We start from the raw sequence: 26,015 nt of genomic DNA on the forward strand, positions 1-26,015 counted from the left end.
GCGGCGGCGGCACACGGCACGCAACGAGTGGGGTGGCGAAGCTTTCGCGGCCGGCCCTGGCTGACGTTGATCACCGTGTCCATCGGAGCGATGATGGTGTCGCTCGACGGGATGATCGTGGTGGTGGCCCAGCCGGTCCTCCAGCACGAGCTGAGGGCGGGCCTGTCCCAGATCCAGTGGGTGACCAACGGCTATCTGCTCGCCGTCGCGGCACTGCTCATCACGGCCGGCAAGCTGGGGGACCGCTTCGGACATCGCAGGGTCTTCCTGGCCGGCGTACTGGGGTTCACCCTGTCCTCGGTCGCGATCGGCCTGTCCGACGGCATCGCCTGGGTGGTGGGACTGCGGGCCCTGCAGGGAGTCTTCGGGGCGCTGATGCAGCCGGCGACTCTCGGTCTGGTGCGCAACGCCTTTCCTCCGGAAAGGCTCAACATGCCGATCGCGGTCCGCAGTTCCATCATCGCGGCCTCCACCGCGGCCGGTCCGATCGTCGGTGGTCTGGTGGTCGAGCACGCGTCCTGGCGGTGGATCTTCTTCGTCAACGTCCCCCTCGGCGCCCTGGCGCTCGTGCTCGGGTTGGTCGGACTGCGCGAGGTGCGGCCGGACCGCGCGGCCAAGTCGTTCGACATGCCAGGTGTCGTCATGCTGGCCGTGGCGCTCTGCTCCTTGGTCTGGGGGTTGACCCGGACACCCGCCGCGGGCGGCGGATACGGCCAGAACCTGCTGTTCCTGGGCATGGCGACCGTGCTGGGGTGTTGCTTCCTCTGGTGGGAGAGCCGGGTTGCGGAACCACTTCTTCCGCTGCGGATCTTCCGTTCCGTGCAGTTCTCGGTCGGCGCCTTTCTCACCGTCGTGCTGGCCTTCGTGATGATCGGGGCGCCCTTCGTCCTCGTCTTCTATCTGCAGAACGTCCAGCACCTGACCCCGGTGGAGTCCGGTGTCCGGGTGCTCGGGCTGACCCTGATGATGATCGTCGGCGCTCCGCTGGTGGGGCTGTGGATGAACCGCAGGGGAGCCCGGACGCCCATCGTGTTCGGCATGCTGGCCACGACGGTGGCCATGTGCGCGCTGTCCCGGCTGGGCGCGAGTTCGAGCTCGCTCCAGATCATGCTGTGCTTCTTCGTGCTCGGCTTCGGATTCAGTCCGGTGAAAGTCGGTGCGACCAAATTGGTCATGAGCCATGCTCCGGTGGAGCTGTCCGGCGTGGCGGGCGGGATCCAGCAGACCGCGATGCAGGTCGGCGGCAGCCTGGGCACAGCCCTGATCGCCGCGATCATCGGAACACGCGTCAACTCGACGCTCCCCCGGCAACTCTCCGACGCCGGCTTCTCCCTGTCGACGTCCCAGGCCTACGAGGCGTCCCAGGCTGTGGCGGTCGGCCAGTCTCCGGGCGCGGCGCTCCACCTGGGCACGTCCGACACGCTGGCCCGCATCGGTCAGGCCGTCTTCCTCGACGGGATGCAACACGCACTGGTCGCCACGGCTGTCGTGGCCGCCTGTGGAACCGGGGCCGCGCTTCTCATCCGGCGCGGGTCGGAGCAGCACGCCGACATTCGTGTGTGAAGCTAAAACTCTCCTAACAGAGGAATTGCACGGGACTGGCACCGCTGTTGAAATCCGATAGGTAAGCCGAGCCTTTTTGTTTGCGGCGGGTCGACCTGAGTCATAGAGTCGAGGCAGCCCTGTCCGTCAGGTCCACAGGGCAGGGGATCAGGGCTACTGCCTTAAAGTGTCAGGAAAGGAAGAACTGCGGAATGGCTACAGCTCTTGAAATGTCGTACTCCCGCACCCTCGAGGTGCCCGCCGAAGCGCTGCACACCTTCTCGAAGCGAGCCCAGGAGGAGCTGGTCCCGTACATCAGGGAGCTCGGCGAAGCGTCTCGGGGGATGCGGGTGGACGATCTGGCGGTAGACCTGACTCGCTGCCCGCAGTTCACGCAGGAAATCGAATCGACGCGGAAAGTGGTCGATTCCGGGACTCACTTCGTCATCTATGACCGAGTCGCCGGCATCGAATCGTTGCGCTCCCAGGCTCTTTTCACCTGGATACTCGGTTCGGCGCTGGGGGAGCCGATGCTCCAGAACCACGAAGGCTGGCGCCTGATCGAGGTGTACGACCGGGGCACCGGCCGCACGATCGCCGAGGGAGCCAGGTACCACCAGACCAAGCAGGGCGCCTACATACACAACGACGGCGTGAGCGACATCGAGCCGATCGACTACCTCGTCCTGTCGTGTGCCCAGCGCGCCTACATTGGCGGCGAGAGCGTCATGGTGGACGCCAAGACCGCCCATGACCTTCTCCTGAAGCATCCTGAGATTCTTGACATCCTGACCGGAAAATTCTGGTTCGAGAAGCGCGGAATGACCACGGAGGCCGACTTCTTCCAGTCCCCCATCATCAAGTACTCGGCCGAGGGCGAGCCGCTGGTCAGCTATTTCAGGGCCTACATCGAAAGCGCACACGAGCAGGTCGGAGAACCGCTGAGTGAGCGTCAGCGCGAGGCTCTCGACTTCTTTGACGCGGTTCTCGACCAGTCGTCCGTGCAGTATCGGATGCGGCTCGAGCGAGGGCAGACCATGGTTTCTGCCGACGATCGATTTCTGCACACCAGGACCACGTTCGTCGACCGCTTCACACCCCGGGTGATCGACATGGACACGGACACTCCGGACAGCGTCAACCGCTACATGTACCGAGTCTGGTCGCGCAAGCGGGAAGCGAGTCGGCTGCCCTAGCGCCTGTGGGTCAGGACGGGCTCCGGATGCCTCGGGTCGAAGTTCTCCACGTCGTCGAGGTGGGCCGCCCGGGACAGAATCGCCTGGTGGAGATGGCGAAGGCCGGCTCCGGGTTCCATGCCGAACTCGCTCACCAGGACATCGCGAATCTCGCCGTAAACGGCAAGAGATTCCGCGGTCCTGCCGGATCGGTAAAGGGCGATCATGAGGTAGGCGTACAGGTTCTCCCAGGTGGGAAGCTCGGCTATGAGTGCATAGAGTTCGCCGATGAGGGCACGGTGCCTGCCCAGGCGGAGCTGAAGTCCCATGTGCAGTTCCTGCGCGGCCATGTGCTTCTCGTCGAGCCGACGTCCGAGAGCGTCGAAGGCCGGTATCGAGCGCAGATCACCGAGGGCGCCACCTCGCCACAGCGCCAGGGCTGATGCCAGTACGACCGCCGCCTCTTCCTTGCGGTCCTCCTTGAGCAGTCGCTGCCCTTCGGTCCACAGGTCTTCGAAGCGGCTGACGTCCAGCAGCTCAGGGGGCAGGTTGAGGCGGTACCCCCGCGGCTGGGTGGTGAGTACGGATGCGTCGAGACCCAGGTCGGCGAGGTGCCTGCGCAGCTTGGAGACATAGACCTGAAGTGCCGTCGCGGCGGTCTGCGGGGGCAGGCTGGACCAGAGTGCGTCGATCAGGGTCTCCGTGGAAACAGACTTTCCATTGTGCACGCACAGGAACGCAAGTAGTGAGCGAATTTTGAGTGCCCGAGGACTCTTCTGGCGTCCGGAGGAGGATTCTATCTCCAAGGGGCCCAGCACTCTAAAAATCATAACCGCCCGATCTTCAGTCGAACCGCAGGAATCTCCCAGCCGCGTCCGGGGTTATCCCAAGCTTTCCATAATTGACGCACGCCCTCCATTGAATATTCACATTTTCAGAACCATGATCATCGCTCACGCCTTTGATGGGCGTCAAGGGCTGCCGCAGGTCTTTCGTGACGATTTTGCCAACCCTTGTGCCCGTCTTTTGGATTATTGTGCCTGACATGCACTTTATGGGTGAACTCTAAAAATGGTTTGCGAAGCACGGGCGGATTGGTCCTGGTTGGGCGTCCGGTCGGCCCGGGTCTGCCCGTGCCACGGAGCCGGGCGGCCCATCTGAGCAGCGGCCTGCTCGACGGCGGCGGGCGGGATGCCCTCGCCGGCCGTGGCGACGCCCTCCTGGATGACGATCGACGTCTCCGTGAGCGGCGTCCAGGGAGAGCCCTGGGCTCCCGCGGCGAACGGCAAATGAGTTTCTGTGAATCGCATATGCCTGCCTTGTGCGCTTGGTCGATTCGCGAGGGGCGTGATCATGGATTTCGCCGCATCGTGGATCAGGTTGAAAATAAAGCACCATACGGGGCAGAGTCACCCAGGGCCCTCGTTTCTCCCATGTCGATGCTCTTGACTGTCACCACGGCATCGTTGAGGATCGAGAGAGCGTGAGCATCCTGGTTTTGTTCTGCGGTATCACGGGGGTGATGCGAGGCATGCTTTTTATCATTCGGCGGCCGGTCGAAAACAAAGCGCCCGACGGGGAAAATCCGAGACCCTGAGGCACGGCCTTCGCGCGCTATCGGGTCGACCGCGGCGGCAACCGCACGGGGATCCCCCTTGCTCACCCATCGCTCACCCGTCGAGGTTTCGCGCGGCCCCGCGGCGGAAGGCTGCGCGGCGTGCCCGGAAACGCTGTCGCGTACGCATGCTCCGTCAGCGTCGACGGAGGCGACGGAGGCGACGATCGAGGTGCACTTGACCGGGGTGTGCGGCAGCTCGCCGACGCCCCGGCTGCGGGCGCTCCCGCTGATGCCGACGATGTCCTGCGACCGGGCCGAGTGAGCGGCGGCCGGGAGCGTTGACGCTCGCGGTTGCGGCGCCCTCGCAGGCGTGGTCGCGGCACTCTCACCCGCGTGGTCAGCGGCGCTCTCGCAGGAAAGAACCGAGAATTCTGGACATCACCGGGGAAATCTGTGAAGTTTCAGGTACTGGGGCCGATCGGGATCGCCACACAGGACGGCCTTCAGGTCGCGCCGAAAGCCCTCAAGTTACGCTCCCTCCTGGCTTACCTCTGCGCTCACCGCGAGGAAGTGGTCTCCGTCAGCCGGCTCACCGAGGTTCTCTGGTCGGGTGCGCCTCCCCGGACGGCGCCGACCGCGCTTCATGTCTACATATCCAAGCTCAGGCAGTACCTCCAGTCGCTCGGCCTTGACGCCACCTCGCTCATCGTCACTCAGCCGCCCGGATACCGGATCAATCTGTCCGGTCACGTGCTGGACCTTGACCAGTTCGAGGTGCTGCTCGCCAGGGCCGGTCGACTCAGGTCGTCACTGGAATCGCTCGAGGAGGCATCCGAGGTCCTGGACTCCGCGATAGCGCTGTGGAGGGGACGCGCTCTCGAGGACCTGCGTACCGTGCCGGCCTTCGACAGCCTCGGTCAACGCCTGGACGAGCGACGCGCCTTCGCCCACACACAGCGCCTCGAGATCGAGCTCGAACTGGGCAACCACAAGGCGGTGATCAGTGAGATCAGCTCCCTCATCGACGAGCGTCCGACCTGGGAGAACCTCTATGGATATCTGATGGTGGCCCTCTACCGGAGCGGTCGCACCGCGGAGGCGCTGGCGGCGTACGGAAGGATTCGCCAAGTCCTGGTCCAGGATCTCGGAATCGAACCCGGCCCCCAGCTGAAGCGGTTGCAGCAGTCGATCCTCACCCATGACCCTGCCTTGACCTGGTAGCTGTCGGGCAGGCGCCTGGCGCGGCCTTCTGCAGCGCCTTCGCCAGCACGTCCGCGACGGCGCGTCTGTTCTCCGGCGCCAGGAGGGCGAAATGCCCCCCGGGCAGGGGAAAGACCTCGCACGACTCCGTGGTCCGGGCGCCCCACTCCGGCAGCTGCGCGAACGGCGCCAGCGGGTCGTCGAGCGCCCCGAGGACGAACAGCGGAACGCCCGCCCGCAGTGGGCGGCCGGCCGCCGACGCCTCCCTGCCCAGAGCGACATCGGCGGACAGGATCCGGGTCACCGCCTTCAGCAGGGCAGGATTCTCCAGCACCTCCGGCGAGGTTCCGCCACCGGCCACCAGCACGTCGTGCAGTTCCTCCGGAGTCTCGGCGTCGAGCACGATGCGGCAGCCGCGCGGCACCTGTCCACCGATCACCAGCCCCTTGCAGTCCTCCCCGAGTACGCCCGCGACATGGAAGGCGAGCAAGGCGCCGAGACTGTGCCCGAACAGCACCGTCGGCACGTTCCGGCCGGCGAGTTCCCTCACCGCACTGTCCAGGACGTCGTCCAGGCCGCAGCCGGGCGCCTCGGTGAAGCGCCCGCCGCGGCCCGGCAGGGCGAGCCCCAGAATCTCGACGTCCTCGGGCACATGGGCGAGCACGTCGACCAGCGCGGTGGGCCCCGCCGCGGAGTGCGGCAGCACCAACAGCCGTCGGCCGCGGACCGGGCCGTCCGAGGACGCCGGGCGCAGTCGCGTCCACCAGGTCGCCGCCACGCTCGGCACCGGGTTCTGTTTCACGTCGGTCCGTCCGGTCACGGGCGCCGGACGACCTGGCCGGCGTAGGCCAGGTCACCGCCGGACCCGAAGAGAAGGGCCGGCGCACCGGAAGGAATCTCGTCGGTCACAACGGTCCCCGGCTGGTCGTGGCCCATGCCGAGCACGCGGGGTCCGGTCACTGCTTCTCTCCTGACTCGGCGAGGGCGGTCTTCTTGGACAGGATCGCCGCACGGACCTCGTCGAACCGAGTTGCCCTGGTGCTCAGTTCGGACAGATACGCTCCCAACTCCTCCTGGGCGGCCGCGCCTTCGGTGCCCAGTCCACCGAGGTCCAGGACGCGCAGCTTGCGCAGAATCGGCAGCAGCACGTCGTCGTGGTGGATACGAAGGTTGTAGATTCCCTCGACGGCGACCAGCCGTGCCGCGCGCTGGAATCCGGGAATGGAGTGCCCCGGCATCCTGAACTGCGTGACGATGTCCTTGAACGCCACCATGGTGCGGTCCGGTGCCACTTCGAGCGCGGAGCCGAGCAGATTCCGGTAGAAGAGCATGTGCAGGTTCTCGTCCTTGGCGATCCTGGCCATCATCTGGTCGCAGATCGGATCACCTGAGGCGCTCCCCGTGTTGCGGTGGGCCATACGCGTGGCGAGTTCCTGGACGGTCAGATAGACCATGGAATGCAGAATGCTCGCACTCGCGTCCGCCTCGTGGCCCTTGGAGAGCTGGGTCATGCGCAGCTCTTCGAGTTCGACCGGGTCGACCGAGCGGCTGGTGAGCAGATAGTCCCGGATGGCGATGGAGTGGCGGCCCTCCTCCGCGGTCCACCGGTGCAGCCACTCGCCCCAGGCTCCTTGGAGTCCGAAGAGTTCCGCGCGCGAGTGGTGGTAGCTGGGAAGGTTGTCCTCCGTCAGCAGGTTGATCACCAGCGACAGCCGGGCTGCTTCGGAGATCTTCGACTGGTGCGCAGACCACTCCTCGCCGTCGAGCACGCCGTTGAAGTTGCGCCCCTGGTCCCAGGGAACGTATTCGTGGGGCATCCATGACTGAGCCGTGCCGAGATGACGGTTCAGCTCCTCGGCCACCGCGTCCTCGAGGGTGTGCAGCAGCCGGATGTCTTCGTCCCTCACGCCCTACTCCGGCTTCCGGCCCACGCCGACGAAGTAGTTGTGGTGCACCGGATTGGTCTCCGTCCCGAGCGGGATGCCGCTCTCCCAGTACACGGGGAAGACGATGCCGGGGGGCAGGACGGTGAAATCGCCCAGGAGCAGGGCGGCCTCGTCGCGCGAGCGCATGACGCAGTCGGCCCAGGCGTCCGCGTAGATGCTCCGCACCATGTCGGCCGCATCGTCGTTCTCCGCGTTCGTGGCGACGGAGAAGACCAGATGGCTGCCGGGGGCCACCTTGTCCCGGTAGACCTTCAGGGCGGGCAGCACCTTGTCGTCGGAGAAGAAGTGCAGCACCGAGAGGAAGAGCAGGGCGACCGGACGGTCGAAGTCGATGACGCTCCTGATCTCGGGGGAGTCGAACACCGCCTCCGGCTCGAGCAGACTGCCCTGGACGGCGGTCGCGCGGTCGTTGTCGGCCAGCAGTCGACGACCGTGGGCCACAGCCACCGGGTCGATGTCGACATAGGCGACCCGGGCCTCGGGGTTCAGCGCCTGGGCGGTCTGGTGGACGCTTCCGCGGGTGGGAATGCCGGAGCCGAGGTCCAGGAACTGGTCGATGCCGGCGTCGACCGCGTGCCGGACGGCGCGGCGCAGGAAACTCCGGTTCTCCCGGACCAGTTTCAGCAGACCCGGCGCCGCGCGCATGGCCTCGCGCGCCAGCTTCCGGTCGGACTCCACGTTGTGGGTGCCACCGAGGAGGTAGTCGTAGAGGCGGGCGATGCTCGGCTGGTCGGCGTCCACTTCTTCGGTGATCCACGAAGGGTCGGCGGTCATGCTTGGCTCCTCAGGAAGGGCGACTGGTGATGCCTTGCGCGAAGTAGTCCGCGTTCGACTGCTGGGCCCCGCTCCACTCCGGGGGCAGCTCGTCCTCCGGGTAGCAGGCGTCCACCGGGCAGGCCACAGCGCAGGACTGGCAGTCGATGCATTCCGCGGGGTTGATGTACAGCTGCTCGGCGCTGTCGAATTCCGGTGAGCCGGGCAGTGGGCCGATGCAGTCCACCGGGCACACCGCCACGCAGGACGCCTCTTTGACCCCGACGCATGCATCGGTGATGACATAGGTCATGGCTGAGCTGTTGCTCCTGTCTCTCTGCGGCAGGCGACCGCGGTGGCTGTGTAGTCCCCTGCGATCCGAACGTCATGGCGAAGCCAGGACCGGCCGCACACCGGCAGGTCGGAAGAGATGGCGCTCAATCCGGTGCCGTTCGCCTTGACATAGGCCTCGCGCGTCGTCCAGATGCGGTACCACTGCTCCAGGTACCGCGACGGCCGGGTCTCGGCGAGCAGCGCCAGCTCGGCTTCGGAGAAGATCCGGCGCGCCAGGCTCGCGGCGTTCTCCCGGTCGGCGGTGCGCTCGACGTCGATCCCCACCCGCAGGCCCTGTGACACGACGACGGCCACCCGGTCGCCGGAATGCGACAGGTTGAAGTCGACGGCCCCCCGGCCGCCCCGGGATCCCCCGGGCTCCGGGAGCGTGAGCATGGGTCTGCCGTTCGGGCCGATTCCGATGGGTACCTCGTGGGGTCGGCACCGCAGACGGCCGGCGAGGGCCCAGCGGGCCAGCGCCCGCCCCGCGCTGAACCTCCTGCGCCCGGCGGGATGGGCGATCGAGGCGGCCAGTTCGGCGTCGCTGTCGGCGGTGAGATCCCCGGCGGCGAGCCGGTTCGCTCCGGGTTCGGTCCCGATGTCCGCCACCCAGACGTCCACCTGGCGGCCGAAGGCCATGAAGGAGTCCGCCTGCGGCGCACCGAGGAACACCTCCCGCGCGGGGGCGAGGCCGGCGGTCATGCCGAGGCTTCTTTACGGACTTCGGCGAGCGCGGCCTCGAACGAGCCGAAGTGCTCGGCGAGGGCGTGCAGCCAACGTTCGAGGCCGAAACCGATGCATCCGGAGAAGGCGTACTCCCCGTCCTCGGTACGGATGCCGCACCGCTCGCCGAAGAAGTTCCGGTGGAAGTTGACGGACGAGATCGCCACGGTGTCCCCGTACACGAACTCTTCCTTGGCCGGAAACAGACTGAGCATCAGCGAACGCCGGGAGTCCGCGTCGAAGAACGGGTCGCGAGCCGGCCGCACCTCGACCGGAAGCCCCAGAGCAGCGATGAACTCCGATGTCAGCCGTTTGAAGTCGGCCACGCGGCAGAGCACTTCCGCACGGCTGCCCAGGAAGATCACCTCGCGCATGGTGAACCCCAGAAGCCTGCGCAGCCCGTCGAAGTGCGACTCGTTGCGGAAGCAGGTGGCGACGGTCGTGATGAGGTGGTTGTCGGGCACCTTCATGCCGCCGAGGCCGAGGTAGGCCGGGTAGCAGGCCGACGACGGCAGCACATGGCCGGCATCGCACAGCGCCGCGTGGTCCACCGCCGGCCTGGCCGAGTCGACCACCAGGTTCTGGCGGCGGTCCTCGCGCAGACCGGTGGCGGTCATCGCCAGATGCGGGAAGTTCTCCCAGTAGTCCAGCGCGGTGAGGTCGTCGGCCGCGATCAGGGGCGGGTACGCCATGGCGACCGCGCCCGCCCGCGCGCCCCAGCCGGTGAAGATCGCGTCCAGCTCGTTGCGCAGCTCGAGGGCCTCGGGGCCGAGGGTGGCGAGACCGGCGTCGACACGGAACCCGGTGTCGCCGAGTTCAGGCGCCGGCATGGGCGGCACCGCCGTCGAGGAACCGCGCGCGGATCCGGTTGAGCGTACGGAAGTCCTCCGGGGACACCGAATCCAGGGGTATCTCCTGGCCGGTGCGCTCCTCGAGGACGTAGAGGAAGCTGATGAACCCGAGGGAGTCGAGGATGCGGTTGTCGATCAGGTCCAGATCCGGGTCGATGGTGGTGAACTCCGGCCTGCGGGACAGCAGGTAGTCCCTGATGAAGGAGAGATCATCACTCATAGCCGCGGAATCCTTTCGTCGTCGATGATCTGCTCGTTCGCCAGGAACTTGGTGGAACGCCTGAGCGCACGGGCCACGTACGCGTCGAAGGCCGGATCGCCGACCACCTTGCGCCGGACCCCGTACGGGTCCTCGATGCCCGCGTCACGGAAGGCGGCGGGGCTGCAGAGCATCTCCACCGAGGCACGCATGTACCTCTTGAGGTAGTCGCCGAGCTCGGTGAGCTGGGCGGTCTTCAGCCGCGCGCGGAGCTCCTCGTGGAGGATGGACACGATCTGGCGGCCGAACGCGATGTGCCGGGACTCGTCCTGGTGGTGCACCGCGTTGACCTGGCGGATCGTGGGGTGCAGACGTTCGTCGCCGCCCATGAACTGGTTGTAGACATCGACCAGCTCTTCGAAGATCAGCAGCCGGGAGAAGATGAGGAAGCTCTCGGCCTCGGGGATCTGCGGTCCGGCGAAGACGATCTGGCGGTCCGGGTAGATCTTGCCACCGTAGTTCAGGCAGAACTTGGCGAAGAACCACATGTGGTCGTTCTCCTCGCCGATGATGTGGTGGAAGTACTCGGACGGGATCTCGAATCCGGTGGTGTGGATCCGCCCGATGATCGAGGTCAGCAGCTCACGGATGCCGTGGACGTTGACGCTGTAGAAGTTGATGCTCTCCCACTTGCTGATGGCCTTCAGCTGGTTCTCGTCGAACGCCGACGCAACCTCGGTGCCGTACACCGTCATCAGCTCGGGAGACATCCAGTAGGCGTCCTCGTCGAGGGAGTCCGGCCATTGGAAGAGCTTGTACGGGTCGTAGTAGTCGCGTTCCGACATCGCCACGAGACGATCGAGAACGTCCTGGAAACGGCTGTTCGCCTGGAGCGCTCCGGCTATGTTCCGAAGCGGCTCCAGCGGAGCGTTGGCGGTGGTCATCTGCTCTCGTCCCTCGGATGGTGAACCGCACGTTCAGATGTCAGGAGGCCTGCTGCGCCGTTCCGGTGATCTTGCCGATCAGCCGCTCCACATCGCCGACGGTGGTGAGGTCCGAGACCTCGTCCTCCTCGATGACGTTGATGTCGAACTCGCCCTCCATGGCCAGCGACAGCTCCATGAAGGTGACCGAGTCGTAGCCCAGGTCCTCGATCAGACGCTCCTCGGAGGTCACCGTGCGCTCACCGAGCGGCGACATCTTCCCGGTGATCTCACGGACGCGTGCGGCGATGTCGTCAGGCGTTGCCATGTCTGTGTTCCTCTTCCTCTGCTGCTGCTGCTTCTTCTGCTTGTGTTTCTGCGATCTCTGCGGTCTGCGGACACCGAGTGGGTCGGTGTGCGGAGTCACGCGTTGATCAGCCCGGAGGCCGCGGCGCGGCGGACCGGGTGCTGCACACCCCATACCTCGTGGTAGTGGTCGAGCGTGCGCTCCAGAGCCGCGTCGAACCGCTGCTCGGCCTCGGCACGGTGCTCACCGAGTCCGATCAGACCGAGCTGCCGGACCACCCGGCCGCGAGCGGCGTTCCACTGCTCGGTCAGCTGCTCTGCCCGCTTGGCGAGCGCCACCGGGATCATCGGGGTCAGGGCCCGCTGACGCGGGTTCACCAGGACCTCGACCGTCTTGTCGATGCCCGCCCGGTAGGTCTCGGCGATGATGTCGGCGTAGCCGGACGTGACACCTTCCCGGGCCGCCGACAGGCCGTACGTCAGATGCCGGGTCTCGTCCCTGGTGACGTTGGCCAGCCCCACCTCCAGGGCGGGCAGCTCCCCGACGCTGCGGACGAAGGCCCGCAGCGACTTGAGGCCGGCCGCGGCCAGGACGCCCTCGGTGATCAGGTGGTACCAGACCACGCCGGCGTACCAGACGGGGCGGTCCCCGTCGTGCTCGCGGACCAGGCGGGTGGCTTCCCTGAGCGTCGGCTCGAAGATGTTCCCGTACGCCGAGGCCATGCCGAGTTCGCCGTCGGGGGCGAGATCCCCCTCCGTGACGCCGACCGCCTTGAGCAGGTACTGCTTGAAGAACTGCACATGGCGGCCTTCGTCGGCCATCTGGGTGCAGAGATAGATCCGGTCCTCCTCGGAGGGCGCGTGATCGACGAGCGAGCTGAGCGTCTGGGTGACGCTCACCTCACCGATCTCCAGGTCCGCCAGAGCGGTGAGCAGTTCCCTGCGGACGAACGGCTTGAACTGCGTCCAACGCGCGGAGTCCTGCTCGACCTTGAGGTCGGCGACACTCCACTGCTGCTGTTCCCACCGGTCGTACAGCTCTGCCGGGCTCGGCAGGTTGACCACGGCGCGGGGGCTGTCGGTGTCCACGATGTCCTCGGTGTTCATGTCTCCCCAGCTCTTGCTGTCAGGCCTTCGACTCTGTCGGCAGGCTTCCGGATTCCACGCTCCAGTCGGGACCGCCGGCCGGGCTCAGCAGCTGCTCCCACATCGCGCGGCGCCGCGGTTTGCCGCTCGACGTGCGGCTGATCGACCCACGGGAGCCGCGCAGAACGGTGATGCTGAGCGCGCCGAAGGTGTGCGCGACGACGCGATCGTGCGCGGCGCGCAGCCACTGCTCGCTCACCCGGCCCTCGACGAAGACGACGACGTGGTGGGCCTCGTCGGTGGTGCCGAAGGCGACGGCGCAGTCCTGGCTGCCCTTGCCCGTCAGCTCCTTGAGGTCCGCTTCGACGTCCTCGGCGTACAGGCTCGTGCCGCGGACCTTGAGGGACTCGCCGATCCGGCCCACGACATAGAGCTCGCCGTCGTCGACGAACCCTGCGTCGCCGGTGTGCAGACCGTCCGCGTCGAAGGGTTCGACCTCGTCGGCGGCCTTCAGATAGCCGTCCGCCAGCGACAGGCCGTCGATCCTGATCTCACCGAACGTGCCCTCGGGCAGTTCCGTTCCGTGCCGGTCGATGATCGAGACGGTGTTCCCGTGCACCGCCACGCCACAGCCTGTCAACCAGCCGTTGCCGCCCACCCGATCGCTGCCGAGCGTGCCGCGCTCGGCGACCAGGACCGGTTCGCCGTCCTTGAGCTGTGCGGAGTCGATCCTCAGCAGGCGGGAGCCGCGGTCGGCCGGCACCCCGCTGGCCGCGACCGTCGTCTCGGCCAGGCCGTACGCACCGACGAGCGTGTTCAGCGAGAAGCCGTGCGGAGACAACAGGGCCGAGAAGTCCGCCACACCGAGCGGATCGATGCGCTCGGCGCCCAGGATCGCCACCCGCCAGCGTGAGAAGTCCATGCCCTCGACCTGCTCGGCGGTGACCCGTCGCGCGGTGTACGCGTATCCGAAGCTGGGGGACGTGGTGAGCGTGACCCCCTTCTTGCCGAAGCACTCCAGCCAGCGCAGGGGCGAGCGCAGGAACTGGTTGGGCCGCATCAGCCACACATCCGTGCCCGTCACGACCGGCATCACCATGCCGCCGATCAGTCCCATGTCGTGATGGAGCGGAAGCCAGCTCGCGAACGAGTCCTCGTCCGTCCAGCGCAGCCACCGCCGGATGGCCTCGGCGTTCGCGCCGAAGCTGCCCCAGGTGACACGGACTCCCTTGGGGTTGCCGGTGGAGCCCGACGTGAACTGCAGCAGCGCCAGCTCGTCGGACGGGCGGGAGACGTCCGGCAGTTCACCGGACCGGACGTCCGGGCCCGCCAGGTCTGCGGGCTGGAGTATCTCCGTCGTCCCGCAGTCGGACTCCTTCAGCCCCCGGGCGACGAGATCCACATGATCGGCCTCGGTCAGCACGATGCTCGGCCGTGCCGTGCCGAACACCCGCCCGAGGTGCGTGACATAACGGTCGGTGCCACGGAGCGCGGTGGCCGGGGCCAGGGGCGCGGGCACGGCGCCGGAGAGGAGCGTTCCCATGAACGAGCTGACGAACTGGTACGGGTCGTCGAGGACGAGCGAGACCACCCGGCCCCGGCCCGCGCCGCGTTCCCGCAGCCGGTCGGCGATGCGGCGGGTGTCGGCGGCGAGCTGTACGTAGGAGAAGAAGTTCCATGAGCCGTCGTCGGCGGCGAGATGGATTCCTCGCGCGGGGCGAGGGTCCTTCAGCCAGTCGAGCAGCATGGGGTCTCCGCATCTGAGTCGGTGCGCTTGATCGTCTTGGCGCCGGTCGTCGCCGGTACGGGGTGCGGCAGCGACCCGATCACGAACCGATGCGCCGGCTCAGTGCGCGGATCGTGTCGGCGGCGATGGCGGCGTGACCGCGCATCGAGTTGTGGATCTTGTCGTCGCTGTACATGTCGGCGTCGGCGCGCGCCGGGTGCTCCCACAGGTCCACGAACACGCCGTCGTGCCGCTCGGCCACGGCGCGCACCGCCGCGTTGAGCTTGATCATCCGCGACCGTCCGGGCCGCAGCTCCGGCAGCGCCGCCGAGGCGTCCATCAGGCCGAACAGGAGGACGTCCGACCCGGACGCGCGCAGCGCGCTCACGATGCCGTCGATGGTCTCCTCGACCTCGTCGGGGCTGAACCTGGGAGCGAACGCGTCGTTGCCGCCCGCCACGAGGCAGGCCAGATCGGGAGCGAACTCCAGCACACGCTCCAACTGCTGCTCACGGATCTGTCCGGAAAGGAGCCCACGGCGCCCGAAGTTCGCGTACTCGAGGCCGGGGCTGACGCGTGCGAGGGAGTCCCTCAGCCGCTCTCCCCACGGGATCGTCCGGTATCCGGGTACCGGCTGGCCGAGCCCTTCCGCCGCACTGTCACCGAACACGGCGAGTCTCTTCCAGGGAGCGGAGGCCAGCAGGGCGTCGCTCTCGGCCGGCGAGACGCAGTGGGGATCGGCCGCTTCGGCGGAAAAGTCTTCGTCCGTCATGATGGCTCTCCTTCGTGAGGTGATGTGCGTTCGTCCGGCGGTCACGCGGGGCTGTTCACGCTGCTGTGGCGCTTGCACTGTTGTGGCGCTTGCACTGTTGTGGCGCTCGCAATGCTGTGGCGTTCATCCGCGACCGATCTTCCGTACGGTCGTCTTCCGCAGCGGTGTTCTGGCGACACCTCCGCAGCGATGACCGGCCATGGCGCCGTCGGCGGGAATCGATGTGGGCAGCAGCCGGTTGAGCCGGGACCCGACGCAGGCTTCGGCCAGTTCCGGATGAGGACGGTGCGCGTATTGCGTGAGCTTTCTGAAGGTGACGTCGACGCATTTGGTCATGCCGTCGTCATCCGTCACTTCGACCCATGAATGGGCGAGATCGAGGACGCCCATAATCCACCCGCGACGTGTGATCGCCTCGTATCCGGCTGCCCGGAACTCCCGCTCCAGAAATATGCTGGCCGCGATACAGGGGGCCACTCCCGCCGCGAGCATCCGGGTTTCCTGAGCCTGCAACGTCTCGGGCATGCGAGCCCATGTGTAGTCGTGGGCGAGGAATTCATCGACGATGTACCGCAATTTCTGCGACCGCAGTGTCCGCAGCTCGCCGCAGGTGCGGAGGGAGCCGGCGAGGCGGACGGGGCCGGGCCCCGAGTGGCGTACGACGTCGTCGGTGACCCGTACGTCCGTCGGCTCCGTCTGCCAGCTCAGCAGCTGTCCGCCCGTCGCCTCGGGCAGCAGCCGGGCATGCTCCCAGCGAGGATCGGCTCCGCAGCCGTCACCCAGCGGGCACCCCAGTTCTACGTCGAAGTTCCAGTCCAGAGGCTCGGTCCAGGTCGCGGGGGCGCCCTGCATCCAGCGCAGCGCGTAGCGCATCGAGATCTCCGGCAGCGACCGGCCGGACTGCGATGCCAGCGCCAGGTTGAACAGGTCGTAACGGTCGAAGTGCTGGGCGCCGTCGATGTCGGCGCACTGCAGCCCGGCGCCGACCAGAAGGTCGAGGACGGGCCCGTCGCAGCGGAGAACGTCCAGAGCGGCCGGTCGGCCCACGCTGAAATCGCGGTGGTCCTCCGGCATTGCGTACAGTGCGGCGAGTGAATTAAGCCATCCGTTTTCACCGGCCATGACGCGTGCTTCGCCCCCTGTGTCCTGCTGCGCGTTCCGTGCGGCTCCACGAAGAAGAATGACGTCGAAGAGTCTATGCACTGTGGCCACGGCGTCCGCAAGGCTGATCTGCGGGGCTTTAGTCGAGAAGATGCGAGATTTTAGCCGGGCGTAAGTCGGCTACTGGAGGGTGTTCCACGGAAGTCGGGAATTGTATCTCTCACCAGGGGGCAAGGTGCGAGCCGTCGTCGTGGACGAGCCGTCGGGGCGCTGGCAGGTGCGGGAAGTGTCCCTGGCGGCCCCGGGTCCCGGTGAGGTGCTCGTGCGGGTCGGCGCCGCCGGCCTGTGCAGGACGGACTTCTCGCTCGGCAGCGGGGGACTCCCGCAGCGCTTTCCGTTCGTCCCCGGCCACGAAGGCGTCGGAACGGTCCTCGGAACCGGACCCGGTGTGGAGACGGTCGTACCCGGCGACAGGGTCCTGTTCCATTGGGTCGGCCCCTGCGGCGCCTGCTGGTTCTGCCGGCACGAGCAGTCGGCCCTGTGCTCCGCCGCGGTGTCGGCGCGGCGGACGGACCGGATGCGCCTCCCGGACGGCGCCAAGGTCCAGTCCGCGATGGGAATCGGCGCGTTCGCCGAGCAGGCCCTGGTGTCGGAGCGGAGCGTGGTCCGCTTCCCGTCGGCTCTCCCCGACACGCAGGCCGCGACCCTCGGATGCGGCGTGGCGACCGGATTCGGGGCGGCGCGCCGCATCGCCGGTGTGGCAGCCGGCGAGTCGGTGGTCGTCATGGGGGCCGGCGGAGTGGGGCTGAGCGTCATCCAGACCAGCCTCGCTCTCGGGGCCGCCTGTGTCATCGCCGTGGACCCCTCGCCGGAACGTCGTGACCTGGCCCTGAAGTTCGGCGCGCACGCCGCCCACGACCCGGCGTCGGCACTCGCGAAGGCGGTGCGGGACAGCACGGGAGGCCGTGGAGCGGACCATGTCTTCGAGTGCGTGGGGACGGGACCGACCATCCGGCAGTCGTGGGCGCTCGCCCGCCGCGGGGGTGCGGTCACCGTCGTCGGCGCCGGGGCGACCTCCGACCGTGTGCAGTTCAGCGCCTTCGAACTCTTCCATTCCGGCCGGATCCTTCAGGGCGCGGTCTTCGGCGGCTTCGAACCCGGCCGTGACCTCGCGCAGTTGTGCGACTTCGTCGAATCCGGACAGATCGGGTTCGGGGGCGCACTCGACGTGCACCGTGGTCTGGACCGGATCGACGAGGCCGTCGACGCCTTCACGTCCCGCCGGTTCGCGCGCTCCGTACTCGTTCCCGACATGCCCTGACCCGCCATCGGCGTACTGGAGGTTCTCTCCGCATGACATCCATCAGAAGCGCTGTGGCCGACCTCTACCGTGCGCACCTCGGCCAGGGCACGGCCCGCCTGGCCGACGTCCTCGGCCTCCCGGTCGAGGTGGAGAGCGAGGGAGCCCATGTCTACGACGAAGAGGGCCGCCGGTACCTCCAGTTCGGCGGGTACGGGGTCTTCATCCTCGGCCACCGGTATCCCGCGGTGGTCGAGGCGCTCCACCGCCAGCTGGACCGCCACCCCATAGCCACCAAGACCTTCCTGTCGCGCGAACTCGCCGAGGCGGCCGAGCGGCTGGTCTCCGTCACCCCCGACGGACTGGAGCGGGTCTACTTCGGCACCGGTGGCGCCGAGGTGGTGGAGACGGCGCTCAAACTGGCCCGGGCCAACGGCCGCCGCCGCGTCCTCGCCATGCGGGGCGGATTCCACGGCAAGTCGCTGGGCGCGCTCAGTGTGACCGACCGGCCGTCTCTCCAGATGCCGTTCCACCCGCTGCTGCCCGGCGTCGAGACGATCGACTTCGGGGACGAGGCCGCGCTGTCCGAAGCGCTGGCGGCCGGAGAGCCGGCCGCGGTCATCGTCGAACCGGTGCAGGGCGAAGGGGGCGTCCACCTGCCGCCGCCCGGATATCTGAGCGCCGTCTCGGCATTGTGCCGCGACCACGGAGCGATTCTGATCGCGGACGAGATCCAGAGCGGTCTCGGCCGACTGGGCACCTGGTGGGGATGGGACGAGGCCGCGACGGGCCCGGACATCCTGCTCGTGGGCAAAGCGCTCGGCGGCGGTTGTGTACCGGTCAGCGCGGCCGTCTGTACGGCCGAGGCCTTCCGCCCGATCGACCGCAACCCCCGGCTGCACAGCGGAACCTTCTCCGGTTACCCGCTGGGCATGGCGGCCGCGACCGCGACCCTGCGGGCCCTCCAGGAAGAGGACCACATCGCGCGCGCAGCGACCCTGGGCGAGAGACTCCTGGGCATCGTGACCGAGGCGATGAAGGACGTGCCGTCCGAGGTCGTGCGGGAGGTGCGCGGCAGGGGACTGCTGCTCGGCATCGAGTTCACCAGCCCCCGTCACGTCAAGACGTTCATGGTCGAGCTGCTCGAGCACCGAGTGATCGCCACCACGACCGTCGGCAAGGACACGGTGATCCGGTTCTCGCCCCCGGCCGTCATCTCGGACGACGACATCGCGCAGTTCCGGTCGGCGGTCGAGAGCGCCGCACGGGCTGTCGCCGAGGTCTGAAACGTCACAGGGGGCGACCGGCGCCTTGGGGCCGCATCCCGAAGGCGGCTCTGACGCCGCCCGTCAGCGCCTCGCACGGGGTCACAGGGTGACTGCGCCGGTCACGATCGCGGCCGTCCCGATGATCAGCAGGATGACGATCAGGCCGATGGACCCCTCGCGGTCCCGGCGGTCCGCTGCCGGGTCGGGTGTGTAGACGGTGAGGTCGGAGGGGGCGTAGTGGACGGTGAGGGCGCGGTCGAGGGAGCGGCCCGGGTCGGGGATGTTGTCGCGGCACAGGACGGTGACGTGGACGCCCTCGTGGGTGGTGAAGGCGACGACGGGGGTGTGGTCGACGATCTCGTCGCCCTCCCCGGCGGTGTGGACGTCCTTGGCGACGGCCACGACACGGGCCGGGACGGCGACGGCCGAGGCCAGCAGATGGTCGCGCAGGCGCGCCGAGCGGATGTCGGGGCTGGCCGCCGCGAAGGCGGTGAGCAGGGCGCCGAAGCCGAGGAGCGCCCACGGGTAGCCCCAGACGACGGTCGCGTGGATCGCCAGCCCGATGAGCAGCAGCATGACCGCGCAGGTCGGGCCGAGCCGGCCGTTCTTCTCGCCCGTGGTGTCGAGCACGATGCGGAACCGGTGCGGCTGCCCGGGCGGGTAGCGCACCTCGAACTCACGCCCCACCCAGGCCTCTTCGACCGAGTCGCCGTGCTTGCCCGCGTTCGGCAGGATGAACTCCCGCCCGGTGGCAGGGTCCTGGAACGCGACCGTCACCGGTATCCCGGGCCGCTTGGAGTCACCGTGCGTCGGCTGCTCCACTCCTACGATCCGCGCCGTCACCCACACCGCTCGCTGCGCCCGGGTCAGCCCGGCGAACGAAAGCCCGTAGCCGAGCAGCGCCAGCCCGGCGGGCACCGCCCACCACAGTTCCAGCGGCTCGTGACCGCTCATCAGGGGAGCACCGGCGAAGACGGTGAAGGCCGGCTCACGGCGTGACACCGTCCCCGGCGTACAGGAAGCCGCCCGGCCGGGCGGGGTCGGCGACCAGCAGCACCTGGTCGCCGGCGCGGGGAATCCGCAGCTTGGAGACGATGGTCTGGAGGGCGATCCGGTCGGCGGCCCCGGTCGGCTGGAGGACCAGGTCGACGACCGGGTCGAAGTTGACCAGCTTGCCGGTGTCGCTGATCGACACGACGGCGGCGGGTATGGTCGGCGCCCCCATGGCGAGCAACTGCTGTACTTCGAGGCCGGAGTTGTACGCGCCGACCGACGACTGGACCTTGGCGAAGTCCTCGGCGCCGAGGAACGCGCGCGTGGCACGGCCGTAGAAACCCTTGCCGCTCGCCACCTTGCCGGCGATCTCGGCGGCCCGCTCCTCGCGGCTCTTGCGCTTTCCGAACATTCCCATGACGTCCTCCCAGCTGGGGGTTCTGCTCGACGGTGTGGACGCTAGGGGACCGTCCGCGCCTACCGATCCCAGGTTCGCCCGCCCGTTTCCGGACGACGTACGCTCCTGACATGCCGCCGCCCCCGAGCCAGCCGACCGGCGAGCGCCGACCGCGAGCCCTGGTCATCGACCACGCCTGGCGTGGCCTCGGGCCGGGTCTTGAGCCGCTGAGCGGCCCCGGCGGCGCACCGCTGACCCGGACGGTCAAGCTGATCGTGCTGCCGTTGATCGTCAGGCCGACGCTGCACCCCGAACTCGCGGTGGACTTCCTCGGACCGGCGCAGGCCGCACGTCTCGACGCGCTGATCCGGGAGTCCGGTACGCGACTTGAGGCGACGGCACAGTGGTTCACGCTGCTCAAGAGGGTCCGTCGGGCGCTGGGCATCGTGGCGGGCAACCCCCAGGACCTTTACTTCCAGCGGTGCTTCGAGCTGGCCGCCGAGCACGGCGCGCCCTCGGCCGACGCGGAGGCGACGGCCAGGGCCGTGGTCGAGGACATGGCGGACACGGCCGACGGACGCACGGTGGAGGCGCTGAAGGGCTGTCTGGCCGACCCCGTCCGGCGCTCCCGGCTCGACGCGGAGCTGGCCACCGCCTGGGAGAGCCGTCGGCCGGCCCCGGCCGCCGACGCGACGGTGGTCGTCGCACGGGCGGCCGAGGTCCTGGAGGCCTGCGGCGCGCCGGGCGGAACACGGAACTCGCCGCAGTACGCGGCCATGGTCGAGGCCGGACACGGCGGCCTGCTCGGCCGGGCCCTGTGGGCGCACGCGAGCGGCGTCTGGGGCCGCGACGATCTGCCGGCCCATCTGGGGCTGACCGAGGGACCGGTGCCGCCGCGTCCGGAGGTCGGCCGGGGCGCGTCGACGGCCACCCTTCCCGCGCCGCTGGACCGCACCCTCTTCGAGCGGCTCTTCGTCGTGCTGCAGTCGTCGGCCCGGCGCGAGGAACTGCCGACGGCGCCGGAACTCGTCGGGCGGGAGGCCGGCCGCAGTTGCGCCCCACTCGGCCTGTACGACGAGAGCCTGCGCGTCGCCCTGCTCCTCGGCGGCCGGCTCGCGGTCGGCCTCGACCCGCTGGGCGCCGGGGAGCCCGCGCCGGGACGGACCGCGGCGCACCGGGCCGTCAACAGCCGCTGGCGACGGGAGGCTTCGGTCCTGCGAGCCCGCAGAATGACCGTCTCTCCGCGCCCCGACCCCGACGGCGGCGTCCTGGACGCCCTCGCGCAGGACCTCCGCACCCCCTGGGCCGCCTACATGCGGCGGCTGTGGGTGCGGCTGCACGGGCGGGACGTCCGCGACGCACCGCTGGGGGACCTCGCGTCGGCCTGGGCGGTGCTCGACGGGGTCGCCCGCTCGGTGATGATGGACCACCGCGCCAGGGTCCGGTCGGCGCTGCGCACACTGTCGGCGGAAGCCGTGGAACAGAGGAGCGCGTGATGGCGGGGGCCCACGTCGACGTCCACGTCACCCGGGGCGAGGACGGCACGATCCGGGTAGCCGCCGGTCCCGCCTTCGGACAGACCGAGGCCTACGACGATTTCGGCGCCGTCGGCCCCGACTTCACCCGTGCCGTCCTCGACGTCGCGGGAGCGGTGCTGACCTGGCCGGTCCTCGGCGACCCGGGTCCGCCGGTGGCGGAGGTGCATGACGTGGGGCGGGCGCAGCAGTGGCTGTGGGCGCTCTACGGCGAGCGCGTCGCCGCCGCCGTCCACGACTGCGCCTCGGGGCCCCCGGACGCCGTACGAGCGGCCGCCGACCCGACCGCTCTCGCGGGCGCCGCCGCCCGGCTCGGGTTCGGGCACTGGGCGGCCCGCTGGTGGCCGACGTCGTACGCGGACGGGATACCGGCGCTCGAACCGGACGTGCTCGGACTGGAGTTGGCCGCGCTCACCCACCGGTGCCAGCAGCTGTTCGACGACTTCGGCGACCAGCCCGACGACTGCGCGGCCGAACTGATCGAGGACCATCGGGCCGCCCTCGACCCGCTGGTCGAGTGGTGGCGCACGGCACCGCAACCGGCGGACACCGCACGTCACTTGGAGGGCGTCCTGCGGTTGCTCGACGACGCGGCGGACGCCGCCGGGCTGGACCTGGACCTCGGCCTGGACCTCGGCCTGGACCTCGGCCTGGACCTCGGCCTGGACCTCGGCCTGGACTTTGACCGGGACCGGGACCGGGACCGGGACCGGGACCAGGACCGGGACCTGGACGGACGCCGTCCCGCCGGTACGCCGGTCGATCCCGGCGCGCTGTTCGCGCGGCCCGTCGACGGCTACGCCCTCGCAGCGGGCGAACCGCTGGTCGCGGGCGGCCGGGTGATCGCCCGTGGGCCGGGGACCAACGACTGGCGCCGCTATCCGCCCGGCTTCGTCGACGCCTCCGAGACCGCGGTGTCCTGGACCGCTCGTGCACTCGGCGCGCGACGGCAGATCGAGGTCGAGGTCGTCGCGCACATCGCCGCGCCCACCGCCGGGGCGCCCCTCGCGGCGGAGGTCCGCGTGGACGGCGGCCCCCGGAGACGGGTGCCCCTGGCCCGGCGGAACGACATGTGGACCGGCCGGGCGGACCTGGATCCGTACGTTTCGGCCGGTGCCGTACCGCCGCGTTTCGAGGTGGGGGTGCTGCTGCCGGGATTCGACCCGGGTCCGGGCTCCGAAGGCCGTGCCGACCGCGACGCGATCCGCGCGCTGGCCCGGCGGCGGCTGGCCACCGCGGCCCAACCCCTCCCGTACGACGGTTCGTTGCACGACGGATCGCCGCACGACGCCTCCTCGGGGCCGTTCCTCGCCGAGATCGTCGCCGCCGCCACGGGTGAGGACTACTGACGGATGCCGGACGAGGAGGTCGACGCGGTGGCGCCGATGTACGGAGAGCCCTTCGACAGTGCTCTCGCCCGGGCCGAGGAACTTCAGTCGGCCGCCGATCACGCCGCCGCGCTCGCCGTCTACGAGGAGCTGCTCACCGTGGCCGAGTCCTTCGAGGACTCGCCCGACGTGCGGTTCCTGCGGGCGCATCTGCTGGCGAACATCGCGAGCGTCCAGCTCACCGCCACGAACCTGGTCGAGGCGGAGGACGCCGACAAGCGGTCCCGTGCCCTGCTGGACGGCATCGCGTCGGCGCCGATGGGGCCGCGCGGCCGTCAACTGTGGCTGGAGATGCTGCTGAGGACGCTGCTCGCCCGAGCCGACCTGCTGCGCAGGACCGGGCGGCTGGACGAGGCGCTGGCCTGTCTCGACGAGGCGGCGGTCAGGCTGCCCGAGTTCGACGACCCCGACGGACTGCGCACCGCCGAACTCGGCCTGAACCGGGTGCATCTGCTGATCGACCGGGGCGAGTGGGGAGCGGCCGAGGAGCAGGCCACGGCGCTGCTGTCCACCACGCCGACGACCGCCGTGGAGCCCATCGCGCGGCTGCTGATCGCCCTCGGTCTGATCTGCGCCTCGACCGGGCGGTTCGACGCGGCCGAGGACTACTTCGCCCGCGCGGAGGACCACTTCCGGGCGAGGGGGGACACCGGTGAGCTGCAGTCGCTGCTCGCGCACCGGGCGTACAACGCGATGCACCGGGGCGAACTCGACCTCGCGGAGCGGTTGTTCGCGGAGGCGTCCGCGTTCTTCGAACGGCAGGGGCGGTTCGGCGATCTGGCGGTCTGCGAGCAGGCCCGCAGCTTTCTCGCCGGCCGGCGTGGCGACGCGACGGGCGCGGAGGACCTGCTGGCGGCGAGCCTGGCCCGGTTCGAACGGCTCGGCGCCTCGATCGCCGCCGCCGACACCATGCTGCTGGGCGCCCAACACGCGTACGACCGGGGCGACGTCGACGAGATGAAGCGGCTGGCCCAGGAAGCCCGGGACGTGTACCAGGAGCGGGAGGTGTACGAGCGGTGCGCACAGGTCGACCTCATGCTCGCGAGGACCCTCGAGGACAACCTGAACCGGACGGACCACGGCGAGCGCGAGCGCGAGTCCATCGACAACGCGCTCTCCCTCGCCCTCCCCGCAGCGCTGGCCCTGGAGGCCGCCCGCTTCGACTTCGTCACCGCCCACGCGCGCAGTCAGTGGCTGGAACTGGCGGACAAAGCCATGGAGTTGGTCTTCCGCCTCGCGATACGCCGGCAGGACCAGGGCCTGCTCTTCGAGCTGGCGGAACACCGCTGCGCGGGCGCCTCGCTGGCCCTGGACCGTACGCCGCCCTCCGAGCCGGTCGGGGACCGGGCGTCGGTCTTCCCTAGTGCGGCCATGAAGGCGTACGGCCACCCCGAGGACGGCGACGCCGCGATGACGCTCGGGGGGGTCGCGGCGGAGGCCGCCGCCTCCGCGGGCCTGCGCGTGGCGCCGCCGCCGAAGGTGCGGATGTCGGCGCAGTCGGGCCCGGGCCGCGTCGCGCTCCAGGAGTACATCGCGGCGGCCGAGTTCCGCTATCACCGGCGGATCGTGAACGAGGAGGAGACGCCGTTCTGGATCACCGAGGACCTGACGAGCCGCCCGGTGGTCCAGGTCCGGCTGGCCGACGCCGGCGACCTGTTCATGACCTGGACGTGGGCCGGCGGGGCCCGGGGGTTCGGCACCGGTCACGGGCCCGGCACCGAAGTCGACCGGGCGGTACGGGCGTTGGCCGACGCGCTGCCGGGCACGGGCGACGGAGCGGACAGCGGAGCGGAGGGGATGCGGCGGGCGTTCGACTCGGGCGCGATGGCCGAGCACCGGACCGAACGCCGGCTGGCGCGGGAGCTGGCCGAGGCGCTGTGGCCGGAAGGGCTGACGGCGCAGATCCGCCAGGTGTCGGAGCGGGCGGGCCGTCCGCTGGTACGGATCCAGCCGTCGCCCCGGGTCGCCCAGGTCCCCTGGGAGCTGCTGGCCGTCGACGACGGGACCGACGTACGGCTCATCGATCTGGCGGACGTGGTGACCACCGCGCCGACGTCGTTGCGACGGCAGCGTCGCGCGACACCCCCGGAGCCGGAGCCGGAGCCGGACACGGACACGGACACAGCCGCGGACACCGATGCGAACGCCGGTACCGGCACGGTCGTCCTCGTCCTCGACCCCCGCGTGCCCGGATTCCGGGCCGACTCCCCGCTCGGCTCGGTCCTGGGGCCGCCCGGCTCGGATCCGGAGTTGCTGGCGTTCGTCCAGCGGCGTCTCGACGCGGGCGCCGTCGTACCGTCCGTCGCCACCCCGGCGGAGGCCTTCCGCCGCACCGACCTGGACCGGGACTGGCTGAGCGGCGCGCTCCGCGAGGGAGCGCGCAGGCTGATGTACGTCGGGCATGTGAGCGGCGCGCCGGTCGAGGGCGGGCAGAGCGAGGACGGCACGCTCCATCTGAGCTGCGGCCCGCAGACCGTCGGCCTGGCGGAACCGGTCCGCACCCATCGGCCGCTGTCGGCCAAGGACCTTCTGCTGGGCACGCTTCCGCTGCGCGCGGACGGCGAGCCGGGGGCGCGGATCTGGCCCGCGCCGCCGCGGGTCGCGCTGATCGGCTGCCAGAGCGGCGGCGATCTGCGGTTCGCCGAGTCGTTCGGCCTGGCGACGGCGATGATCCACAACGGCGCCGAGCTGGTCACCGCCACCCGCTGGGTGCTGCCGACCAGCTTCGCCTTCCACCGGCTGGCCGGTCTGCCCGAGTCCGTACGCCCGCTGTCGGAGGCGGTCATCGCCGTCGACGCCGCCCACGAGGACCCCGACCCCGTCGACCGGCTCGGCCGCTGGCAGCGCGAGCAGCTCGACCACTGGCGCACCGGGGGCCGGATCGAGCACTCGCCCCTGTTGTGGGCGGCGATGACCTGCATCGTCGTATGACCTGCAACG

25 protein-coding genes are annotated in these 26,015 nt (G+C 69.4%); 8 read left to right on the plus strand and 17 right to left on the minus strand.

Features of this window, described 5'->3' with window-relative positions:
* Positions 1-75: 75 nt before the first annotated feature.
* Together OG562_RS23935 and OG562_RS23940 are read left to right on the plus strand one after the other, a co-directional pair.
* The gene (locus tag OG562_RS23935; protein ID WP_266401043.1) at positions 76-1,563 is read left to right on the plus strand and encodes an MFS transporter; all 1,488 of its coding nucleotides are present in this window, start codon (positions 76-78) and stop codon (positions 1,561-1,563) included.
* A gap of 191 nt (positions 1,564-1,754) precedes the next feature.
* Complete coding sequence (locus OG562_RS23940) at positions 1,755-2,738, plus strand: TauD/TfdA family dioxygenase (protein ID WP_266401045.1); 984 nt, start codon at positions 1,755-1,757, stop codon at positions 2,736-2,738.
* Here the strand turns inward: OG562_RS23940 and OG562_RS23945 are convergent.
* On the minus strand, positions 2,735-3,547 hold the full coding sequence (locus tag OG562_RS23945) for an AfsR/SARP family transcriptional regulator (RefSeq protein ID WP_266401047.1): 813 nt from the start codon (positions 3,545-3,547) through the stop codon (positions 2,735-2,737). The genes OG562_RS23940 and OG562_RS23945 overlap by 4 nt on opposite strands.
* Before the next feature lie 1,121 nt (positions 3,548-4,668).
* Here OG562_RS23945 and OG562_RS23950 point away from each other — a divergent pair.
* Positions 4,669-5,496: an AfsR/SARP family transcriptional regulator gene (locus OG562_RS23950; RefSeq protein ID WP_266401049.1), complete on the plus strand. Its 828-nt coding sequence runs from the start codon at positions 4,669-4,671 to the stop codon at positions 5,494-5,496.
* Here OG562_RS23950 and OG562_RS23955 read toward each other — a convergent pair.
* From OG562_RS23955 to OG562_RS24020, 14 genes are all read right to left on the minus strand, one after another.
* On the minus strand, positions 5,468-6,295 hold the full coding sequence (locus tag OG562_RS23955) for a thioesterase II family protein (RefSeq protein WP_266401051.1): 828 nt from the start codon (positions 6,293-6,295) through the stop codon (positions 5,468-5,470). The two genes, OG562_RS23950 and OG562_RS23955, sit on opposite strands and share 29 nt — an antisense overlap.
* Entirely contained in the window at positions 6,292-6,435 is a 144-nt protein-coding gene (locus OG562_RS23960) for a hypothetical protein (RefSeq protein WP_266409879.1), read from the minus strand. The genes OG562_RS23955 and OG562_RS23960 overlap by 4 nt, the downstream gene beginning before the upstream one ends.
* Positions 6,432-7,382 carry an acyl-ACP desaturase gene (locus OG562_RS23965; RefSeq protein ID WP_266401053.1) on the minus strand — a complete coding sequence of 317 codons (951 nt, stop codon included), beginning with the start codon at positions 7,380-7,382 and terminating at the stop codon, positions 6,432-6,434. Before OG562_RS23965 ends, OG562_RS23960 begins: the two co-directional genes overlap by 4 nt.
* 3 nt (positions 7,383-7,385) lie before the next feature.
* Entirely contained in the window at positions 7,386-8,195 is an 810-nt protein-coding gene (locus OG562_RS23970; protein WP_266401055.1) for an SAM-dependent methyltransferase, read from the minus strand.
* A gap of 10 nt (positions 8,196-8,205) precedes the next feature.
* Positions 8,206-8,487, minus strand: coding sequence for a ferredoxin family protein (locus OG562_RS23975; RefSeq protein ID WP_266401057.1), 282 nt, complete (start codon positions 8,485-8,487; stop codon positions 8,206-8,208).
* A complete protein-coding gene (locus OG562_RS23980; protein WP_266401058.1) occupies positions 8,484-9,209 on the minus strand; it encodes a 4'-phosphopantetheinyl transferase superfamily protein in 726 nt (241 codons plus the stop codon). The genes OG562_RS23975 and OG562_RS23980 overlap by 4 nt, the downstream gene beginning before the upstream one ends.
* The gene (locus OG562_RS23985) at positions 9,206-10,060 is read right to left on the minus strand and encodes a hypothetical protein (protein ID WP_266401061.1); all 855 of its coding nucleotides are present in this window, start codon (positions 10,058-10,060) and stop codon (positions 9,206-9,208) included. The genes OG562_RS23980 and OG562_RS23985 overlap by 4 nt, the downstream gene beginning before the upstream one ends.
* Positions 10,047-10,301: an acyl carrier protein gene (locus OG562_RS23990; protein WP_266401063.1), complete on the minus strand. Its 255-nt coding sequence runs from the start codon at positions 10,299-10,301 to the stop codon at positions 10,047-10,049. Before OG562_RS23990 ends, OG562_RS23985 begins: the two co-directional genes overlap by 14 nt.
* Positions 10,298-11,224 carry a diiron oxygenase gene (locus OG562_RS23995; protein ID WP_266401064.1) on the minus strand — a complete coding sequence of 309 codons (927 nt, stop codon included), beginning with the start codon at positions 11,222-11,224 and terminating at the stop codon, positions 10,298-10,300. The genes OG562_RS23990 and OG562_RS23995 overlap by 4 nt, the downstream gene beginning before the upstream one ends.
* 40 nt (positions 11,225-11,264) lie before the next feature.
* Positions 11,265-11,531, minus strand: coding sequence for an acyl carrier protein (locus OG562_RS24000; RefSeq protein ID WP_266401065.1), 267 nt, complete (start codon positions 11,529-11,531; stop codon positions 11,265-11,267).
* A 95-nt stretch (positions 11,532-11,626) separates the two neighbouring features.
* Entirely contained in the window at positions 11,627-12,616 is a 990-nt protein-coding gene (locus OG562_RS24005; protein ID WP_266401066.1) for a hypothetical protein, read from the minus strand.
* 19 nt (positions 12,617-12,635) lie between these two features.
* A complete protein-coding gene (locus OG562_RS24010) occupies positions 12,636-14,342 on the minus strand; it encodes an AMP-binding protein (protein WP_266401067.1) in 1,707 nt (568 codons plus the stop codon).
* Positions 14,343-14,421: 79 nt separating this feature from the next.
* On the minus strand, positions 14,422-15,093 hold the full coding sequence (locus OG562_RS24015) for an SGNH/GDSL hydrolase family protein (RefSeq protein WP_266401068.1): 672 nt from the start codon (positions 15,091-15,093) through the stop codon (positions 14,422-14,424).
* A gap of 123 nt (positions 15,094-15,216) precedes the next feature.
* Complete coding sequence (locus OG562_RS24020) at positions 15,217-16,215, minus strand: hypothetical protein (protein ID WP_266401071.1); 999 nt, start codon at positions 16,213-16,215, stop codon at positions 15,217-15,219.
* Between the two features lie 214 nt (positions 16,216-16,429).
* Between OG562_RS24020 and OG562_RS24025 the strand changes: the two genes are divergently transcribed.
* Both OG562_RS24025 and OG562_RS24030 read left to right on the plus strand, forming a co-directional pair.
* Complete coding sequence (locus OG562_RS24025) at positions 16,430-17,515, plus strand: zinc-binding dehydrogenase (protein ID WP_266401072.1); 1,086 nt, start codon at positions 16,430-16,432, stop codon at positions 17,513-17,515.
* Positions 17,516-17,547: 32 nt separating this feature from the next.
* Positions 17,548-18,780, plus strand: a complete 1,233-nt coding sequence (locus tag OG562_RS24030) for an aspartate aminotransferase family protein (RefSeq protein WP_266401073.1) — start codon at positions 17,548-17,550, stop codon at positions 18,778-18,780.
* An 81-nt stretch (positions 18,781-18,861) separates the two neighbouring features.
* Here OG562_RS24030 and OG562_RS24035 read toward each other — a convergent pair whose 3' ends face one another.
* Complete coding sequence (locus OG562_RS24035; protein WP_266401076.1) at positions 18,862-19,764, minus strand: DUF3592 domain-containing protein; 903 nt, start codon at positions 19,762-19,764, stop codon at positions 18,862-18,864.
* Positions 19,751-20,173, minus strand: a complete 423-nt coding sequence (locus OG562_RS24040) for a hypothetical protein (protein ID WP_266401078.1) — start codon at positions 20,171-20,173, stop codon at positions 19,751-19,753. The genes OG562_RS24035 and OG562_RS24040 overlap by 14 nt, the downstream gene beginning before the upstream one ends.
* A gap of 110 nt (positions 20,174-20,283) precedes the next feature.
* On the opposite strand from OG562_RS24040, the gene OG562_RS24045 reads away from it, so the two are divergent.
* Genes OG562_RS24045 through OG562_RS24055 form a run of 3 tightly spaced genes read left to right on the plus strand, consistent with a single transcriptional unit; the run spans position 20,284 to position 26,006 of the window.
* Positions 20,284-21,648: a hypothetical protein gene (locus OG562_RS24045; RefSeq protein WP_266401081.1), complete on the plus strand. Its 1,365-nt coding sequence runs from the start codon at positions 20,284-20,286 to the stop codon at positions 21,646-21,648.
* Entirely contained in the window at positions 21,648-23,036 is a 1,389-nt protein-coding gene (locus OG562_RS24050; RefSeq protein ID WP_266401083.1) for a hypothetical protein, read from the plus strand. The genes OG562_RS24045 and OG562_RS24050 overlap by 1 nt, the downstream gene beginning before the upstream one ends.
* Before the next feature lie 3 nt (positions 23,037-23,039).
* Positions 23,040-26,006: a tetratricopeptide repeat protein gene (locus OG562_RS24055; RefSeq protein ID WP_266401084.1), complete on the plus strand. Its 2,967-nt coding sequence runs from the start codon at positions 23,040-23,042 to the stop codon at positions 26,004-26,006.
* Positions 26,007-26,015: the final 9 nt, after the last annotated feature.

The sequence above is a fragment of the Streptomyces sp. NBC_01275 genome, assembly GCF_026340655.1.
In the GTDB taxonomy this organism is placed as follows: domain Bacteria; phylum Actinomycetota; class Actinomycetes; order Streptomycetales; family Streptomycetaceae; genus Streptomyces.

Bases quoted from the DNA above. Each gene is read 5' to 3' on its own strand.
- OG562_RS23940 (WP_266401045.1), top strand. From the start codon at position 1,755: ATGGCTACAGCTCTTGAAATGTCGTACTCCCGCACCCTCGAGGTGCCC.
- OG562_RS23945 (WP_266401047.1), bottom strand. From the start codon at position 3,547: ATGATTTTTAGAGTGCTGGGCCCCTTGGAGATAGAATCCTCCTCCGGA.
- OG562_RS23970 (WP_266401055.1), bottom strand. From the start codon at position 8,195: ATGACCGCCGACCCTTCGTGGATCACCGAAGAAGTGGACGCCGACCAG.
- OG562_RS23975 (WP_266401057.1), bottom strand. From the start codon at position 8,487: ATGACCTATGTCATCACCGATGCATGCGTCGGGGTCAAAGAGGCGTCC.
- OG562_RS23980 (WP_266401058.1), bottom strand. From the start codon at position 9,209: ATGACCGCCGGCCTCGCCCCCGCGCGGGAGGTGTTCCTCGGTGCGCCG.
- OG562_RS23985 (WP_266401061.1), bottom strand. From the start codon at position 10,060: ATGCCGGCGCCTGAACTCGGCGACACCGGGTTCCGTGTCGACGCCGGT.
- OG562_RS23990 (WP_266401063.1), bottom strand. From the start codon at position 10,301: ATGAGTGATGATCTCTCCTTCATCAGGGACTACCTGCTGTCCCGCAGG.
- OG562_RS23995 (WP_266401064.1), bottom strand. From the start codon at position 11,224: ATGACCACCGCCAACGCTCCGCTGGAGCCGCTTCGGAACATAGCCGGA.
- OG562_RS24000 (WP_266401065.1), bottom strand. From the start codon at position 11,531: ATGGCAACGCCTGACGACATCGCCGCACGCGTCCGTGAGATCACCGGG.
- OG562_RS24005 (WP_266401066.1), bottom strand. From the start codon at position 12,616: ATGAACACCGAGGACATCGTGGACACCGACAGCCCCCGCGCCGTGGTC.
- OG562_RS24010 (WP_266401067.1), bottom strand. From the start codon at position 14,342: ATGCTGCTCGACTGGCTGAAGGACCCTCGCCCCGCGCGAGGAATCCAT.
- OG562_RS24015 (WP_266401068.1), bottom strand. From the start codon at position 15,093: ATGACGGACGAAGACTTTTCCGCCGAAGCGGCCGATCCCCACTGCGTC.
- OG562_RS24020 (WP_266401071.1), bottom strand. From the start codon at position 16,215: ATGGCCGGTGAAAACGGATGGCTTAATTCACTCGCCGCACTGTACGCA.
- OG562_RS24030 (WP_266401073.1), top strand. From the start codon at position 17,548: ATGACATCCATCAGAAGCGCTGTGGCCGACCTCTACCGTGCGCACCTC.
- OG562_RS24040 (WP_266401078.1), bottom strand. From the start codon at position 20,173: ATGGGAATGTTCGGAAAGCGCAAGAGCCGCGAGGAGCGGGCCGCCGAG.
- OG562_RS24045 (WP_266401081.1), top strand. From the start codon at position 20,284: ATGCCGCCGCCCCCGAGCCAGCCGACCGGCGAGCGCCGACCGCGAGCC.
- OG562_RS24050 (WP_266401083.1), top strand. From the start codon at position 21,648: ATGGCGGGGGCCCACGTCGACGTCCACGTCACCCGGGGCGAGGACGGC.
- OG562_RS24055 (WP_266401084.1), top strand. From the start codon at position 23,040: ATGCCGGACGAGGAGGTCGACGCGGTGGCGCCGATGTACGGAGAGCCC.